13 protein-coding genes are annotated in these 16,486 nt (G+C 68.6%); 5 read left to right on the forward strand and 8 right to left on the reverse strand.

Features of this window, described 5'->3' with window-relative positions:
• Nucleotides 1–112 precede the first annotated feature (112 nt).
• The 3 genes from AVMA1855_RS02925 to AVMA1855_RS02935 all read left to right on the forward strand — a co-directional run bounded on the left by AVMA1855_RS02925 (nt 113) and on the right by AVMA1855_RS02935 (nt 4,793).
• Complete coding sequence (locus AVMA1855_RS02925) at nt 113–1,147, forward strand: alpha/beta hydrolase (RefSeq protein ID WP_284424530.1); 1,035 nt, start codon at nt 113–115, stop codon at nt 1,145–1,147.
• 239 nt (nt 1,148–1,386) lie between these two features.
• Nucleotides 1,387–3,291 carry a DUF1800 domain-containing protein gene (locus tag AVMA1855_RS02930; protein ID WP_502870249.1) on the forward strand — a complete coding sequence of 635 codons (1,905 nt, stop codon included), beginning with the start codon at nt 1,387–1,389 and terminating at the stop codon, nt 3,289–3,291.
• A gap of 38 nt (nt 3,292–3,329) precedes the next feature.
• Nucleotides 3,330–4,793, forward strand: coding sequence for a DUF1501 domain-containing protein (locus tag AVMA1855_RS02935; RefSeq protein ID WP_284424531.1), 1,464 nt, complete (start codon nt 3,330–3,332; stop codon nt 4,791–4,793).
• A gap of 26 nt (nt 4,794–4,819) precedes the next feature.
• Here AVMA1855_RS02935 and AVMA1855_RS02940 read toward each other — a convergent pair whose 3' ends face one another.
• The 5 genes from AVMA1855_RS02940 to uvrA form a co-directional block, all read right to left on the reverse strand.
• A complete protein-coding gene (locus tag AVMA1855_RS02940) occupies nt 4,820–5,224 on the reverse strand; it encodes a hypothetical protein (protein ID WP_502870250.1) in 405 nt (134 codons plus the stop codon).
• Nucleotides 5,225–5,240: 16 nt separating this feature from the next.
• Entirely contained in the window at nt 5,241–5,639 is a 399-nt protein-coding gene (locus AVMA1855_RS02945) for a hypothetical protein (RefSeq protein WP_284424532.1), read from the reverse strand.
• Complete coding sequence (locus AVMA1855_RS02950) at nt 5,639–6,040, reverse strand: hypothetical protein (RefSeq protein ID WP_284424533.1); 402 nt, start codon at nt 6,038–6,040, stop codon at nt 5,639–5,641. Before AVMA1855_RS02950 ends, AVMA1855_RS02945 begins: the two co-directional genes overlap by 1 nt.
• The gene (locus AVMA1855_RS02955) at nt 6,040–6,930 is read right to left on the reverse strand and encodes a DUF6402 family protein (protein ID WP_284424534.1); all 891 of its coding nucleotides are present in this window, start codon (nt 6,928–6,930) and stop codon (nt 6,040–6,042) included. The genes AVMA1855_RS02950 and AVMA1855_RS02955 overlap by 1 nt, the downstream gene beginning before the upstream one ends.
• A 117-nt stretch (nt 6,931–7,047) precedes the next feature.
• On the reverse strand, nt 7,048–10,068 hold the full coding sequence (gene uvrA, locus AVMA1855_RS02960; RefSeq protein WP_284424576.1) for an excinuclease ABC subunit UvrA: 3,021 nt from the start codon (nt 10,066–10,068) through the stop codon (nt 7,048–7,050).
• 445 nt (nt 10,069–10,513) lie between these two features.
• Between uvrA and AVMA1855_RS02965 the strand changes: the two genes are divergently transcribed.
• Complete coding sequence (locus AVMA1855_RS02965) at nt 10,514–11,710, forward strand: MFS transporter (protein ID WP_284424577.1); 1,197 nt, start codon at nt 10,514–10,516, stop codon at nt 11,708–11,710.
• Between the two features lie 42 nt (nt 11,711–11,752).
• On the opposite strand, the gene AVMA1855_RS02970 is transcribed toward AVMA1855_RS02965, so the two are convergent.
• Nucleotides 11,753–12,427 (reverse strand): aspartate/glutamate racemase family protein, encoded by a 675-nt coding sequence (locus tag AVMA1855_RS02970; RefSeq protein ID WP_284424535.1) that lies wholly within the window; start codon nt 12,425–12,427, stop codon nt 11,753–11,755.
• 39 nt (nt 12,428–12,466) lie between these two features.
• Entirely contained in the window at nt 12,467–14,164 is a 1,698-nt protein-coding gene (gene leuA / locus AVMA1855_RS02975; RefSeq protein ID WP_284424536.1) for a 2-isopropylmalate synthase, read from the reverse strand.
• A gap of 433 nt (nt 14,165–14,597) precedes the next feature.
• Here leuA and AVMA1855_RS02980 point away from each other — a divergent pair, with 433 nt between their 5' ends.
• Nucleotides 14,598–15,752 (forward strand): ABC transporter substrate-binding protein, encoded by a 1,155-nt coding sequence (locus tag AVMA1855_RS02980; protein ID WP_284424537.1) that lies wholly within the window; start codon nt 14,598–14,600, stop codon nt 15,750–15,752.
• 57 nt (nt 15,753–15,809) lie between these two features.
• Here the strand turns inward: AVMA1855_RS02980 and AVMA1855_RS02985 are convergent, their stop codons facing one another.
• The gene (locus AVMA1855_RS02985) at nt 15,810–16,445 is read right to left on the reverse strand and encodes a 3'-5' exonuclease (RefSeq protein ID WP_284424538.1); all 636 of its coding nucleotides are present in this window, start codon (nt 16,443–16,445) and stop codon (nt 15,810–15,812) included.
• Nucleotides 16,446–16,486: the final 41 nt, after the last annotated feature.

Consider the following 16,486-nt stretch of genomic DNA (forward strand, 5'->3'; position numbering starts at 1 on the left):
ATGCGCGCGCCATCGTTTTGGAACAGTGGCGCGGCACAGTGGCGGCGAGGGCGCAGCGATCCGCGCACGGCGCCCCACCCAACCGCCACTGCCCTCCCAGGAGTCCGATGCCATGACCGCCCACGCCCCCGCCCATACCGCCACCCACTCGCCGTCCCACCGCCTTGCGCCCCTTGGGCTGCGCCACACGCTCGTGGCCGCGCTGCTGCTGGCCGGCGCCGCATGGGCCTTGCCGGCGCAGGCCCAGGGGCCCTGGCAGGGGCGCTGGGCCGGGAGCGGTGGCCTGAAGGCCGTCGGGTGGCTGGGGGAGCAGGACCCCCGCGGCATTTCGCGGCTGCCTGAGGGCGTGCAGCGCCTCTTCGACGTGCCCTACGGCAACGACCCGCTGCAGCGCATGGACGTATACCTGCCGCCCGCCTCCGCGCGGCCGGCCGCCGGGCCACGGGCGCCGATCCTCTTCATGGTCCACGGCGGCGCGTGGCGCACGGGCGACAAGGCCATGGAGCGCGTGGTGCAGGAGAAGGTGGCGCGCTGGGTGCCGCTCGGTTTCGTGCTGGTGTCGGTCAACTACCGGCTGCTGCCGGACACGGGCGTGGCGCTGCAGGCGCACGACGTGGCCACGGCCCTCGCCACGGTCCAGCAGCGGGCGGCGCAGTGGGGGGCCGACGGCACCCGGACCGTGCTCATGGGCCATTCGGCGGGCGCGCACCTGGTGGCGCTGCTGAACGCCCAGCCGGCGCTGGCGCAGCGCGCGGGCGCGGTGCCCTGGCTGGGCGCGGTGTCGCTGGACAGCGCGGTGCTGGACCTGCCCGCCCTCATGGGGGCGCCCCACGCCGCGCTCTACGACGAGGCCTTCGGTGACGACCCGGCCTATTGGGCAACGCTGTCGCCCTACGACCAACTGGTGCCGGGCACGGCGCCGTTCCAGTTCGTGTGCTCGACCGTGCGCCCGGACCACCCGTGCCAGCAGGCCGTGCACATGGCCCGCCGCGTGCGCGAGGCCGGCAGCCGCGCCGAGGTGCTGCCGCAGGCGCTCTCGCATGGCGACATCAACGGCACCCTGGGCCTGGACAGCGACTACACGCGGGCCGTGGAAGCGTTTATGGCCTCGCTCGACGGCGAAGTGGCGCGGCGGCTGGGGCGCTGACGGCGCGGCCGGGCGCCGGCCGGGCATGGCGGCCGAGGAAGCAGACCGGCGCGCCCTGCTGCGGCGGTAACAACCGGACACAGACCGGATGTAACAGCTGCATCGGCCTGTCATCGGAATGGGCGGGCGCTCCGTTCCCAAAAATTCCTGCCCCTCTTCGCGCGCCGCCGTCGCCCTGACGCCCCGGCGATGCCCGTGTCCCCATCCGCCCCCTTCCCGTTCGCCCGGGACAGACGCCCATGATGCAGACCCCCGCGGCACCCGCCCTCGGCGCCGACCACCCTGCGCCCCACTCATCAGGCCCATCGCCGGCCCCGCAGCCCACCCCGTCCATCGCCCCCTCGCTGCCTTCCAGCGCCCCGGCCGCCGGCGCCGCCGCGCAGGCGGCCGCCTTGCTGGCCGCCTGCGGCGGCGGCGGGGGTGGCAGCGAAGACAGCGGCACCAGCCCGCCGCCCGCCGCGGGCAGCCCCGCCCCCAGCCCGGCGCCCTCGGGCGGCGGCACGGGGGCCGTGAACGCCCCGGCCACCGACGAGGAGGCCGCGCGGTTTCTGCTGCAGGCGCAGTTCTCGGCCACCGACGAATCCATCGCCGAGGTGCGCAGCCAGGGCTACGCCGCCTGGCTGGCCAACCAGTTCGCCCAGCCCATCGGCACCACGGGCACCGACTGGCTCACCCAGCGCGGCTACGGCGTGGCCAATGCCGACGCTCGCTTCTACAACGCGGCCTACCCGGCCGACTTCATGCTGTGGAACCAGCTGTTCACCGCGGGCGATGCGGTGCGCAAGCGCGTGGCGCTGGCCCTGTCGGAGATCATGGTGGTCTCGGTCAACGGCCTGGACCAGACCTGGAACGCCTTCCTGGCCGCCGGCTACTGGGACGTGCTCAACACGCACGCGCTCGGCAACTTCCGCGCGCTGCTGGAGGCCGTGACGCTGAACCCGGCCATGGGCGTGTACCTGAACACGCGCGGCAACCAGAAGGAAGACGCCCGCACCGGCCGCCAGCCCGACGAGAACTACGCCCGCGAGGTCATGCAGCTGTTCACGCTGGGCCTGTACCAGCTCAATGCCGACGGCACCGAGCAGCGCGACGGCAGCGGCAACCGGCTGGAGAGCTATACCGCCGCCGACGTAAGCAACCTGGCGCGCGTGTTCACCGGCTACGACTACGACCGCAGCCAGAACCAGCCCACCACCGTGGGCACCAGCACCGTGCCCAGCCCGCAGCAGGCCCGGCTGCCGATGGTGCTCACCGCCAGCCGGCATTCCACGCTGGCCGCCACGTTCCTGGGCACCACCGTCGGGGCCGGCACGCCCGGCGAGGCGGCGCTCAAGACGGCGCTGGACACCCTCTTCAACCACCCCAACGTCGGCCCCTTCATCGGCCGCCAACTCATCCAGCGCCTGGTGACCAGCAACCCCAGCCCGGCCTACGTGGCGCGCGTGGCGGCGGCGTTCGCCAACAACGGCAGCGGCACCCGGGGCGACCTGCGCGCGGTGGTGGCCGCCGTGCTGCTCGATACCGAAGCGCGCAGCGCCACGGGGCTGGCGAACCCGCAGTTCGGCCGCCTGCGCGAGCCCATGGTGCGCTTCGTGCAATGGGGCCGCACCTTCGGGCTGCGCTCCGCGCAGGGCAGCTGGAAGATCGGCGACCTGAGCGACCCCGCCACGCGCCTGGGGCAAAGCCCGATGCGCGCGGGGTCGGTGTTCAACTTCTTTCGCCCCGGCTACGTGCCACCCTCCACCGCCATGGCCGCCAACGGCCAGGTCGCGCCGGAGTTCCAGATCGTCAACGAAACCAGCGTGAGCGGCTACCTGAACTTCATGCAGAACGCCATCCGCAACGGCATCTTCGTGAACGCGCCCGACCTGCCGCAAAACGCCAGCAACGCAAGCAACGGCTTCGACATCGCCTGCACCTACGCCAACCTGCTGCCGCTGGTGGCCGACGCCACGGCCCTGGTGCGCAAGGCGGCGCTGCTGCTGTCGGCGGGCCAGGTGTCCGCTGCCACGCAGGGCCGCATCGCCGCCGCGCTGAACACCACGCCCGTCACGGCGAGCAGCACCACCGCCGTGCAGCTCAACCGCGTCGCCGCGGCCGTGCTGCTGGTGATGGCCAGCCCCGAATACCTCGTGCAGAAGTGACCGCCCCTGCCCCACGGACACGCCCACGGAACACGCCCATGCCCACGAACCCGTCCACCCCCTTCATCGACCCGGCCCGCCACACGCGCCGCGCCTTCCTGCGGCGCTCGGCCCAGCTGGCCGCCACCGGCACCGCGCTGCCGTTCGCCCTCAACCTCGCCGCTTTAGGCGAGGCCGCGGCGTTCGAAGCCAACGACTACAAGGCGCTGGTGTGCGTCTTCCTGTACGGTGGCAACGACTACGCCAACACCGTCGTGCCCTACGACAGCGCGCGCTACGCCCAGTACGCCACCATCCGCGGCGGCGGCGCGGACGGTGCCGCGGGCGGCATCGCGCTCGGGCGCAGTGCGCTGGGCGGCACCGTGCTGCAGCCGGCCAGCGCACTCGCAGGCGGCCTGCAGTACGCGCTGCACCCCGCCATGACCGGCATGGCCGGCCTCTTCAACAGCGGGCGCGCGGCGGTGCAGCTCAACGTGGGGCCGCTGGTGGTGCCGCTCACGCGGGCGCAGTACGCCAGTGCCGACCGCCGCACCTACCCGCTGCCCCCGAAGCTCTTTTCGCACAACGACCAGCAGTCGGTGTGGCAATCGCAGGGCGCCGAAGGCTCCACCGTGGGCTGGGGCGGCAACCTGGGCGACCTCGCCCTGTCGGCCAACACCAATTCGCTGTTCACCTGCATCTCGGCCAGCGGCAACGCGGTGTTCCTCTCGGGCGACCAGGCGCTGCAGTACCAGATCAGCACCAGCGGCGCCGTGCCCATCAACGGGGTCAAGAACAACGTCTATGGATCGAGCGCCGTGCGCGGCGTGCTGAGCGAGCTGGTGCAGGCCGCCAGCACCCACGCGATGGAGGCCGAATACGCGCGCGTGACGCAGCGCTCCATCGGCTCGGAAGGGCAGATCTCCGCAGCGCTGGCGGGCGCGGGCGTGTCCACCGCGTTCCCGACGGGCAACCCCCTGGCCGACCAGCTCAAGGTGGTGGCGCGGCTGATCGCGGCGCGCGGCGCGCTGGGCACGCGGCGGCAGGTGTTCTTCGTGTCGATGGGCGGGTTCGACCTGCACGACAACCTGGTCTCGGGCCAGGCCGTGCTGATGGACCGCGTGAGCAGCGCCATGACCGCGTTCTACAACGCCACCGTGGAGCTGGGCGTGGCCGACAAGGTGACCGCCTTCACCGCCTCGGACTTCGGGCGCACGCTCACGTCGAACGGCGACGGCTCCGACCACGGCTGGGGCAGCCACCATTTCGTGGTCGGCGGCGCCGTGCGCGGCGCGGCCTTCTACGGCACGCCGCCACCCATCAGCGTAGGCAACGGCAGCGGCAGCGAAGACCAGTGGCACGTGGGCCAGGGCCGCCTGCTGCCCAGCACCGCCGTGGACCAGTACGCGGCCACGATGGCGCGGTGGTTCGGGGTGGCGAACACCGAGATGACCGGTGTGCTGCCGAGGCTGGGGAATTTCGGGGGAACGGCGTATCCGGTGAATCTGGGGTTCTTGGGGTGATGGGTGGCGCGGTGGGTTAGCAAGCGTCAGTTGTGGGGGCCGCAATCCGATGGCCGTGTCGGGTCCGTGCATTCGGAGGGGATGTTTTCGAAAAGCACATCGCGCCCCACACGCACTCTCTTCATGTCCATCGGCGGATCCAGATACCAGTAGGTCTCTCCATTCAGCCATAGATCGACCACGCTGCTTTCACCCAGCAAAGTTCTGGAATCCACGCGATACAAACGCACCACGTAAGGCATCTTGTAGTCATGGTGAAAGACGCGCTGGAGGATCGATGCTTTGTGGAACTCCAGTCGGTAAACCCGATGCGGACTGTTCTCGCTGTCGAAAAAAATCGGTGTTGAGGCATACCAAGCCAAAGCAGCAAGGGCTGCCAAGGCCGCACCCCATCCGAGGGTGGTTTTCCTGATTTGCACAGTTTCGCTCACGGCCGGCGCGCTTTCATCAAGGCTTGGCGGGACACCCACTGGCAAGCGGTGGGTCGCCACATTCCGAAGGGATGCCCTCAAACACCACTTCATTGCCTACGTACACCTTGTTGGTAGCGACTGGTGGATCAAGGTGCCAGTCGAACTGCCCTCCACCTTGAAGGTCCACGACTTCACTTTCTCGCAACAGCGTTTTGGGCGAAACGCGATATAGCCGGACGACGAAAGGCATCCTGAAATCGCGGTGGACGATGCGCTGCAGGATCGATGCCTGATGGAACTCAAGGCGATAGATTTCATGAGGACTGTTGTAGCTGTACAGGAACGTAGGGGAAGTGGCGCGCCACCCCAAAACAACACAACCACCCAGCATCAGGCACCACACGACACACGGGATTTTTTTCAAAGGGCGCATCAAGGCTTGGGACAACTGACCAACGGTGACGCAGGTGTGCATTCCGCTGGGATTTTTTCAAACAAGACATCCCTGCCGACGCGCACTTCGTTCCGGTCCACCGAAGAATTCAGATACCACGTGATTTCGCCGTTCAGCCAGAGATCGACCACCTCGCTTTCACCCAGCAGCGTCTTGGGCTCGATTTTGTACAAGCGCACGACATAGGGCATCTTGAAATCGAGATGGGCGATTCTTTGCAAGGGAGATGCTTTATGGAACTCCAGACGGTAAACGCGATGCGGGCTGTTTTCGCTGTCGAAAAATGTGGGCGTGGAGGCGTACCAAATCATGATCAATAGGGAATTCGCTACCAAGCACCAAACAATGCAGGGGATTTTTTTAAGCTTGGAAAACTTCATCACCACTCCAGTTTGATGGGGAAAGGTAGGTGTATCCGATGCACGTTGGACAGCACGAGGAAGTCTCCGCCTCGACCATTGAGTGCTCGCCATTGCCGGAAATCGTTGTTCTGCACGAAGTAGGTTTGACCAGGTGCCTTACTTTGATTTTTTTGTACACCCTGCTGAGAGACAGCTATCGGCGCACTGACATGGAAACGATGGACACCTTGATGTCCCCAGAAGCCCAAAGGCTGCGAAAGGAAGGCATTTTCGGGATCGTTGAAATCATAGGAGTCGCGCAGGTAGAAGCCCATTTCGTCGATGGCAATGGCTGTCTGGCCTGGTCCTTTGCTCGTGACCATCCCTGATACGGCTACTTTGAGTAGTGCCTCGCCCATGGCGCCATAAAAATCATCCAAGGGATCAGCAAGACTGCCCAGACTGACAAAATTAACTTGGCAGGATTCGTCCAGTAATTTCGCTGGTAGCGCGAGATTTCCAAATCGCCAACGTGGTTGAATTTCGACATCGCCTCGCTTTTTCACATGAAGTCGCAACTGCGCTTTGCCTGCGGGACTTGCCCATTGCGCCTGAAGCTTTGCCATAGCGGCACGCACTCTGGCGAAGCCGAGCGCCCACGCCATGGTCACGGTACTTTCGTCCAAGTGAGCAGGGTTCGAAAGACTTAACCGATAGCTGTCGCGCCCCTGTTTCATAAGATCAGGCATCTCAAACGCCGCCCCCCGAAACCACCGCTCCATCAACGCCGCCGCCACTGGCCACCCCATGCGCGAGCGCATCACCCCCGGGATGTCATCCAGTTGAAAGAGCCGCACCTTGGGCGGCAGTTTTTTCTCCAGTTGCGCACGCAGGCGCTCCTGGTCCACTTGGACCATGCCCTTGTTCATGGGACCTCCCCGTTCCGTCTTCGGTTGTTTTTAGAACCGCGGATTCTGGGGGTGAAAACCGGCGCACGGCGCGGTTTGGGGCAACTGATTTGCCACCGAAAGTAACGTAACTATCGATCAGTCCTGCGCTGTGGACGGCAGGTAGCGCGCCAGGTACCGCCCGGTGTGGCTGGCCGGGTTGGCGGCCAGGTCTTCGGGCGTGCCCTCGCCCACCACGGTGCCGCCGCCGGCGCCGCCCTCGGGGCCCATGTCGATCACCCAGTCGGCCGTCTTGATGACGTCCAGGTTGTGCTCGATCACGACGATGGTGTTGCCCGCGTCGCGCAACTGGTGCAGCACTTTGAGCAGCAGGTCGATGTCCGCGAAGTGCAGGCCGGTGGTGGGCTCGTCCAGGATATAGAGCGTGCGGCCGGTGTCGCGCTTGCTCAATTCCTGCGCGAGCTTCACGCGCTGGGCCTCGCCGCCCGAGAGCGTGGTGGCGGCCTGGCCCAGGCGGATGTACGACAGGCCCACGTCCAGCAGCGTCTGCAGCTTGCGCGCGATGGTCGGCACGTCCTTGAAGAAGGCGAAGGCGTCTTCCACCGTGAGGTCGAGGATCTGCGCGATGTTCTTGCCCTTCCACAGGACTTCGAGCGTCTCGCGGTTGTAGCGCTGGCCGTGGCAGATGTCGCAGGGCACGTACACGTCGGGCAGAAAGTGCATCTCCACCTTCACCACGCCGTCGCCCTGGCAGGCCTCGCAGCGGCCGCCGGCCACGTTGAAGGAAAAGCGCCCGGGCCCGTAGCCGCGCTCCTTGGCTGTGTTCACCTCGGCCATCAGTTCGCGGATGGGCGTGAACAGGCCGGTGTAGGTGGCGGGGTTGCTGCGCGGCGTGCGGCCGATGGGGCTTTGGTCGACGTTGATGACCTTGTCGAAATACTCCATGCCCTCGATGGCGTCGTGCGGCGCGGGCTCGTCGTGCGCGCGGTAGAGCTGGCGCGCCACGGCGGCATACAGCGTGTCGTTGACGAGCGTGCTCTTGCCGGAGCCGGAGACGCCGGTCACGCAGGTGAGCAGGCCCACGGGGAACTCCACGCTCACGTTCTTCAGGCTGTGGCCCGTGGCGCCGACCACGCGCAGGGCCTGCAGCCGGCCCTGGGTGGCGCGGTGCTCGGCCTGGCGCTCGGCGCGCTGCTCCGCTCGGCGCTTGCTGGCCTCGGTTTCAGGGAAGCGCGATTTGCCCTTCTTCGCCGCTTCGGGGGCCGCGGGGGTGCCCTCCATCACGGGCAGCCACGGCGTGCGGCGCGGGGGAACGGGGATGGACAGCGTGCCCGACAGGTACTGGCCCGTGAGCGAATCGGGATGGCTGCGCACCGCGTCGTAGGTGCCCTGCGCCATCACGCGGCCGCCGTGCACGCCGGCGCCGGGGCCCATGTCGATCACGTGGTCGGCGGCGCGCATCATGTCCTCGTCGTGCTCGACCACGATCACGCTGTTGCCGATGTCGCGCAGGTGCTGCAAGGTGGCGATCAGGCGGTCGTTGTCGCGCTGGTGCAGGCCGATGCTGGGCTCGTCGAGCACGTACATCACGCCGGTCAGGCCCGAGCCGATCTGGCTGGCCAGGCGGATGCGCTGGGCCTCGCCGCCCGAGAGCGTCTCGGCGCTGCGGTCCAGGCTCAGGTAGTTCAGCCCCACGTCGTTGAGGAACGTGAGACGCGTGCCGATCTCGCGCACCACCTTGTCGGCGATCTCGGCCTTGGCGCCGGTCAGCTTGAGCTGCGAGAACCAGGTGTGCGCGTCGGCCAGCGTGGCGTGGCTCACCTCGTAGATGGCACGGGCCTGTTCGCCCTCGCCCACCTTCACATGGCGCGCCTCCAGCCGCAGCCGCGCGCCATGGCATTCGGGGCAGGGCTGGGTGCTGCGGTAGCGCGCGAGTTCTTCGCGCACGACCACCGAATCGGTCTCGCGGTAGCGCCGCGCCATGTTGGGCAGGATGCCTTCGAAGGGGTGCTTCTTGACGATGGCCTTGCCCTTGTTGGCGCCGCTGTCCAGCACGTAGTTGAAGGCGATCTCCTCCTCGCCCGATCCGTACAGCACGGCTTGCTGCACCGGCGGGGGCAGCGATTCGTAGGGTGCCTCCACATCGAAGCGGTAGTGTCTGGCGAGGCTCTCCAGCATGGCGAAGTAGTAGCCGTTGCGCCGGTCCCAGCCCTTGATGGCGCCGCTGGCCAGGCTCAAGGACGGAAAGGCCACCACGCGCGCGGGATCGAACACCTCCTGCTGCCCGATGCCGTCGCAGGCCGGGCAGGCGCCCATGGGCGAGTTGAACGAGAACAGGCGCGGCTCCAGCTCGGCCAGCGAATAGCTGCACACGGGGCAGGCGAACTTGCTGGAGAACAGGTGTTCCTGGCCGCCATCCATCTCCAGCGCCAGCACGCGGCCGTTGCCCTCCACGCCGCCCACGCGCAGGGCCGCCTCGAAGCTTTCGGCCAGGCGCTGCTGCATCTCGGCGCGCACTTTCAGGCGGTCGATCACCACGTCCACGTCGTGCTTTTCTGTCTTCTTGAGCTGCGGCAGGCTTTCGTATTCGTAGATGGTGCCGTCCACCCGAAAGCGCACATAGCCCAGCGCCTGCATCTGCGCGAAGAGTTCGGTGAACTCGCCCTTCTTGTCGCGCGCGACCGGGGCCAGCACCATGAGGCGGGTGTCCTCGGGCAGGGCCAGCACGGCATCCACCATCTGGCTCACCGTCTGGGCAGCCAGCGGCAGGCCGTGGTAGGGGCAGTACGGCGTACCGGCGCGCGCGTACAGCAGGCGAAGGTAGTCGTGGATCTCGGTCACCGTGCCCACGGTGGAGCGCGGGTTGTGGCTGGTGGCCTTCTGCTCGATCGAGATGGCCGGCGACAGGCCCTCGATCAGGTCCACGTCGGGCTTGTCCAGCCGGCCCAGGAACTGCCGCGCATAGGCCGACAGGCTCTCCACATAGCGGCGCTGGCCCTCGGCATAGAGCGTGTCGAACGCCAGGCTGGACTTGCCCGAGCCCGACAGCCCGGTGATCACCACCAGCTGGTTGCGCGGGATGTCCAGGTCGATGTTCTTGAGATTGTGCGTGCGCGCCCCGCGGATGCTGATGCGCGCCTGCTGCAGGGCGGCGCCCAGGTAGCGGCCGGCGGCCGGCGCCGCAGGGGCGTCGCCATCGTCGGCGGGCCGGGAGAAGGGGGAGTGGTTCACGGTGGGCGCGGCTCTGGGCGGGGAAACCCACCATGATAGGCCACGCCCCCAGCGCGGGCCGTCCGCAGGGCCACCCGGCCCCTGCTGCCGGGCGGGGGGCGGTCCGGCGGCAGGCGGGAAAACCATTTGCTCCTAATTTAATAGCAAACAGGACAATGAATCCGCCGGCATGAAGGCCTTTTGGGCCTGCAATGCCGAAAACGGGTTCGCCAGGCCGTCAATGCCTGCGCGGTGGCGCCGGTTCCGGCCTGCGGGCGATGGGCGAGAATCGCGGCTTTGGCTTCAGGCCCTCAGCGCACCCACCGTGCCGGATTCCTCCACCCACCTTCCAGGTCCAGGCGCCACCGCCTCGCCCCCGTCCAACGCCACCGCCATGACGCCGCTGGAGCGCCGCTCCAGCCTCGCGCTGGCGCTGATCTTCGCGCTGCGCATGCTGGGGCTGTTCCTCGTGCTGCCCGTGTTCGCGCTCGAAGCGCGCAAATACCCGGGCGGCGACGATCCCGCGCTCGTCGGCCTGGCCATGGGCATCTACGGCCTCACGCAGGCGGTACTGCAGCTGCCTCTGGGCATGGCGTCCGACCGCTTCGGGCGCAAGCGCGTGATCGTGCTGGGCCTGGCCGTGTTCGCCGCCGGCAGCCTGCTGGCGGCGCTGGCCGACTCGCTCACCGGGCTGCTGGCCGGCCGGGCGCTGCAGGGCGCGGGCGCGGTGTCGGCCGCCGTGACGGCGCTGCTGGCCGACCAGACGCGCGATGCCGTGCGCACCAAGGCCATGGCGCTGGTGGGCGGCAGCATCGGGCTGATGTTCGCCGTGGCGCTCGTCGCCGCCCCCGTGCTGGCCGCGCACATCGGCCTGGCGGGCCTGTTCGGGCTGACCTGCGCGCTGGCGCTGGGCGGCATCGCCGTGGTGCTGTGGGTGGTGCCGCCCGAGCCCGCGCGCCATGCCGACGCCCCGCGCGGGCGCCTGGCCGAGGTGTGGCGCCATGCCGACCTGCTGCGGCTGAACCTGGGCGTGTTCGTTCTCCACACGGTGCAGATGGCCATGTGGGTGGCCGTGCCCGCGCTGCTGGTGCAGGCGGGGCTGCCCAAGGCCGCGCATTGGCAGGTGTACCTGCCCGCCGTGGTGCTGTCGTTCGCCATGATGGGCGGGCTGTTCGCGCTGGAGCGGCGCGGCCGCCTGCGCGAATCGCTGCTGGCCGCCATCGGCCTGGTGCTGCTGGTGCAGCTGGGCCTGGGCGGCGTGGCCGCGGCCGGCGCCGTGCCCGCGCTGTGGGCGCTGGGGCTGCTGCTGTTCGTGTTCTTTTGCGGCTTCAACGCGCTGGAGGCCAGCCAGCCCAGCCTGGTTTCGCGCATGGCTCCGCCGCACCTGCGCGGCGCGGCCCTGGGCACCTACAACACGCTGCAGTCGCTGGGCCTGTTCGCCGGGGGGGCCCTGGGCGGCGCGCTGGCCAAGTGGGCCGGCACGCCGCAGCTCTTTGCCGTGACGGCGCTGCTGTGCGCGGTGTGGCTGGTCGCCAGCTGGGGCCTGCGGCCGGTGGGCCGGCAGACGGGCGGCGCGCCGGCGGGGCACTGAACGCGGCCGCACCGCCCGGCCTTTCCACGTTTTTTTCTCTTTTCAGCCCAGCCGCTGGCGCAGCCGCGCGACGGCGCTGTGCACGGTGGTGAACACCGGCAGCCCCGTGGCCGCCTCGCACGCGCCCCGGGCGCGCGCCATGCTGAATTGCGCGAGCGCGATGCGGCGGCAGCCCTGCGCCTGCAGCGCAAGTGCCTGCTCCGCGATGAGCCGGTCGTGCAACGCCGCATCGCCCAGGTTCAGCGCGTCGAGCGCGCCGTCGGCCAGGGCCGTGCGCAGCGCCACGTGCGCGGGAAACTCCGGCGGCATGGAGGCCAGCGTGGGCGCGAAGGTGGCGATCAGGCCCACGTCCCCTTCGCCGGCGGCCTGCGCGATGTCGTCCACCATGGCCTCGTTGGGCTTGAGCACCGGCAGCCCCGCATGCCGGCGCGCCACCGCCTCGATGCACGGCCCGAAGGCCGAGCAGGTGAACAGCAGCGCATGGGCGCCCGTGCCCACGGCATAGTCCGCCAGCCGCAGGAACCGGTCGTGCATGGCCGCATCAAGCCCCGCACCCGAGCGCGCCAGGTCGGCCGAGAGGCTGTCGTCCAGCAGGTTCATGCGCAGCGCCTCGGGCCACTGCGCCCCGAAGGCGGCGTTGATGGGCTCGACGGAATGCGGCAGGGCATGGATCAGCGCGATGCGCGGGGGGTTGGGCTTGGTAGGTGATGGGCACATGGCGACGGACACCGCTGGGCTGGCTTTCCCGGCCAAGCCTCAAGCCTCGCTCGGAACGCCAGCCGCAGCCGGCACTGCCTGCCGGCGCTGCGCCAGCCGGTTGGCCGCGCTCACCACCGCATGCACCGACGCCGTGACGATGTTGTGGTGCAGGCCCACGCCGAAGGTCGCGCCGGGCACGCCGTCGAGGGCCGCCTCCACGATGGCCAGGGCCTGCGCATCGGCGCCGGAGCCGGTCGCGCGCTCCTCGTAGCCGTGCACGCGCAGCGGCAGGCCCAGGGCGTCCACCGTGGCGTCGATCGGGCCGTTGCCCTGGCCCTGCAGGGTCTGGCGCGCGCCGTCGATGGTCACGTCCAGCTCGATGCCGCGGCCGTCGTCGGCCAGCCGGTGGGCATGGCAGACGATGGCGCCGGGCAGGCCCGCAGGGGTTTCGAGGTAGGTGGCCTGGAACAGCGACCACAACGTGGCGCCGGTCATCTCGGTCTCGCTGGCGTCGGTCTGGCGCTGCACCACGGCGCTGAACTCCACCTGCATGCGGCGCGGCATGACCACGCCGCGCTCGCGCTCCAGCAGGAAGGCGATGCCGCCCTTGCCCGATTGGCTGTTGACGCGGATCACGCTGTCGTAGGTGCGGCCGAGGTCCGCCGGGTCGATGGGCAGGTAGGGCACCTGCCACAGGCCCTCGGGGTCGTGGGCGGCGAAGCCCTTCTTGATGGCGTCCTGGTGCGAGCCCGAGAACGAGGTGAACACCAGGTCGCCCACGTAAGGATGGCGCGGGTGCACGGGCAGCGCGGTGCATTCCTCGGCCACGCGCGCCACGGCGTTGATGTCGGAGAAGTCGAGCCCCGGATGCACGCCCTGCGTGTAGAGGTTGAGCGCCACCGTCACCACGTCGAGGTTGCCGCTGCGCTCGCCATTGCCGAAGAGGCAGCCTTCCACGCGCTGGGCGCCCGCCATCATGGCCAGCTCGGCCGCCGCCACGCCGGTGCCGCGGTCGTTGTGCGGGTGCACCGAGAGCACGATGTGCTCGCGGGGGCTCAGGCGCCGGTGCATCCACTCGATCTGGTCGGCGAACACGTTGGGGGTGGCGTTTTCCACCGTGGTGGGCAGGTTGATGATGATCTCGCGACCCGGGCCCACGCCCCAGGCGGCGATGGCGGTCTGGCAGGCTTCGAGCGAGACTTCCAGCTCGGTTGCACTGAAGGTTTCGGGCGAATACTGCAGCGTCCAGCGGGTTTCGGGCTGGGCATCGGTCAGGCGTTTCAGGTGCGAGACGTGCTGTTCGATGAACGCCATCACCTGCGTCACGTTCATGCCGAACACCACGCGCCGCCACACGGGTGCGGTGGCGTTGTACAGGTGCACGATGGCACGCGGCGCGCCGCGCACGGCCTCGACGGTGCGCTCGATGAGGTCGGCGCGCGACTGCGTCATGACCATCAGGGTCACGTCGTCGGGCACGAGGTTCTCGTCGATGAGGCGGCGCACGAAGTCGTAGTCGGTCTGCGATGCGGCGGGAAAGCCCACCTCGATTTCCTTGAAGCCGATGCGCACCAGCTCGTGGAACAACTTCATCTTGCGCTCGCCGTTCATCGGCTCGAACAGTGCCTGGTTGCCGTCGCGCAGGTCGGTGGACAACCACACAGGGGCGCGGGTGATGGTCTTGGAAGGCCAGGTGCGGTCGGCCAACGCGATGGGGGCGATGGGCTGGTACTTGGTAGCGGGCTTGGAAATCATGAGAGGCTCCACGAACGGTGTGTGCCGCGCTGCAAGGCAGCGCTGGGGCACGGGTCGAATCAACGGTGAACGGTGAACGACATCCCCTGCAGCCCTCCACCATGGGTGGAGGCTGGTTCGCGGGCCGGGGTCAGGGGGAAATCGGTGTTGCGCTTTTAGGCAACGGTGATGGCGAACGCAGGCAGACCCCGGCCAGGCACTAGGCCTAGCGATAGTGGGGATAGCAGCAGATTGCGTTGCATAGCGGCAAATCCTAGCACAGGACGATCAAATCCCGTCCACAGGGGCCCAAACGCCACAAAAATTGATTAACAATAGGTCATACATTTCGCACGTTCTTGCATTTGCAGGGGCGTGCCGGTTCTTCTGCATCGGTTCGTCCGGGCGCGTTGGCGCCCTTCTCTGCTGTCTGCCCTCCACAGGAGCACGTTCCATGAAACGCCGTGTATTCACCACCCGCCTGGGCGCCTCGCTGGCCCTTCCCTGGATCGGCTCGGCCGCCCGCGCGGCCCCTCACGTCATCGTCGGCATGGTGGCGCCGCTGACCGGAGGCAATGCCGCCGAAGTGGGCAAGCAGGTGGTGCTGGGGGTGGAAACCTACTTTGCCGAAGCGCAAAAGAGCCAGGCATTTCCCGGCCTGGAGGTGCGGCTCGTCGTGGAAGACGATGAATTCAAGCCCGAGAAGACGCTGGCCGGCGCCCGCAAGCTGCTGGCCATGAAGCCCGCCGCGCTGATCTCTTTCGCCACCAGCAACACCCAGGCGCTGATCGAGGCGAAGCTGCCGCAGGACAGCGGCGTGCCGCTGTTTCCCACGCGCTCGGGCTCGCAGGTCATCCGCGAGCCGGTGAACCCCTACGTCTTTCACGTGCGCGCCGGCTACAGCACGGAGCTGACCAAGCTGGTCGCACAGATGGGCGACGCCATCGGCATGACCAAGTTCGCGGCGCTATACCAGAACGACGCCTATGGCGAAAAGGGCCTGGAGGCGCTCACGGCGGCCCTGTCGCAGCGCAAGCTGGCACTGGTCGCCAAGGAGCCCTACGAGCGCACCTCGTCGGACATCCAGCCCGCGCTGGCCAAACTGCTCAAGGCCGATGCGCAGGTGATCGTGATGGTGGCGGGCCAAGCCGCGGGCAGCGCCTTCGTGAAGGCCTACCGCGCAGCCGGCGGGCATGCGCAGGTGGTCGGCATCTCCGACCTCGACCCCGTGAAGCTGGTGGATGCCGTGGGCGCGGAAAACGCCCGCGGCGTGGGCATGACACAGGTGTTCCCGGCGCTCACCAACCAGTCGATTCCGGTGGTGCGCGAATTCCGCCAGGCCATGCACGCAGCGCAGCAGAGCGCCAGCATCGCCTCGCTGGCGGCGTTCGAAGGCTTCCTCGTGGCCAAGACCATCGGCCAGGGGATCAAGGCCGTGCCGCGCAGCGGCAGCGGCGGCATGGATGGCCGGGCGCTGGCCGAGACGCTGTCGCGCCTGCCGCGCATCGATCTGGGCGGCTACGAGGTGTCGTTCCTGAACAACCGGCGCGAAGGCAGCCTGTTCACGGAAATCGCCATCCTCGACAGCTTCGGGCGCGCGCGCTACTGACCAAAGCTGGGGCCCCTGAGCCCAGGGCATCCCCGCGAAACGGGGCCCGGAGCGGTGCTAAACGCCCGCGGTGGCCTTCGCCACCGCCGCGCCGTGCTGCGCGAACCACTTGCCCAACGCGGGCCGCGCGCAGCGCTGCAGGCCCATGAGCAGGGCATGCGCAGGGTCGGCCACGCCCCAGCGGGTGCGCAGGTCGTGCTGGATGCGGCCCAGCAGCGCCGCGGCCATCTCCGCATCGGCCAGGGCCCGGTGGGCGCGTTCCGCCAGCGGCAGATCCAGGTGGCCGACGATGCTGCCGAGCTTGTGGCTGGGCGCCTCCGGGTAAAGGCGACGCGACAGCAGCACGGTGCACGCGAAGGCGTGGGGCGCCGGAAGGTCCGCGCACTGCAACTCGGCCGCCCAGAACTTGCTGTCGAACGATGCGTTGTGCGCCACCATGGGCGTGTCGCCCACGAAGCGCGCCGCCTCGCGCATAACCTGCTCCGCATCGGGCGCGGCGGCCACCATCGCATTGGTGATGCCCGTCAGCTGCGTGATGAACGGCGGAATCCACGCGCCGGCATTCATCAGGCTCTGAAAGCGGTCCACCACCTGGCCGTTGTCCAGCAGCACGATGGCCACTTCGGTTGCCCGCGCGCCCTGGCCGGGCGAGATGCCCGTGGTTTCGAAATCGATGACGGCGATGAGGGACATGGCGGGGCGGCAAAGGGGTCGGCGTGCGGAATGCCCGCATT

It is taken from the genome of Acidovorax sp. SUPP1855 (assembly GCF_030158955.1).
Classification (GTDB): domain Bacteria; phylum Pseudomonadota; class Gammaproteobacteria; order Burkholderiales; family Burkholderiaceae_C; genus Paracidovorax.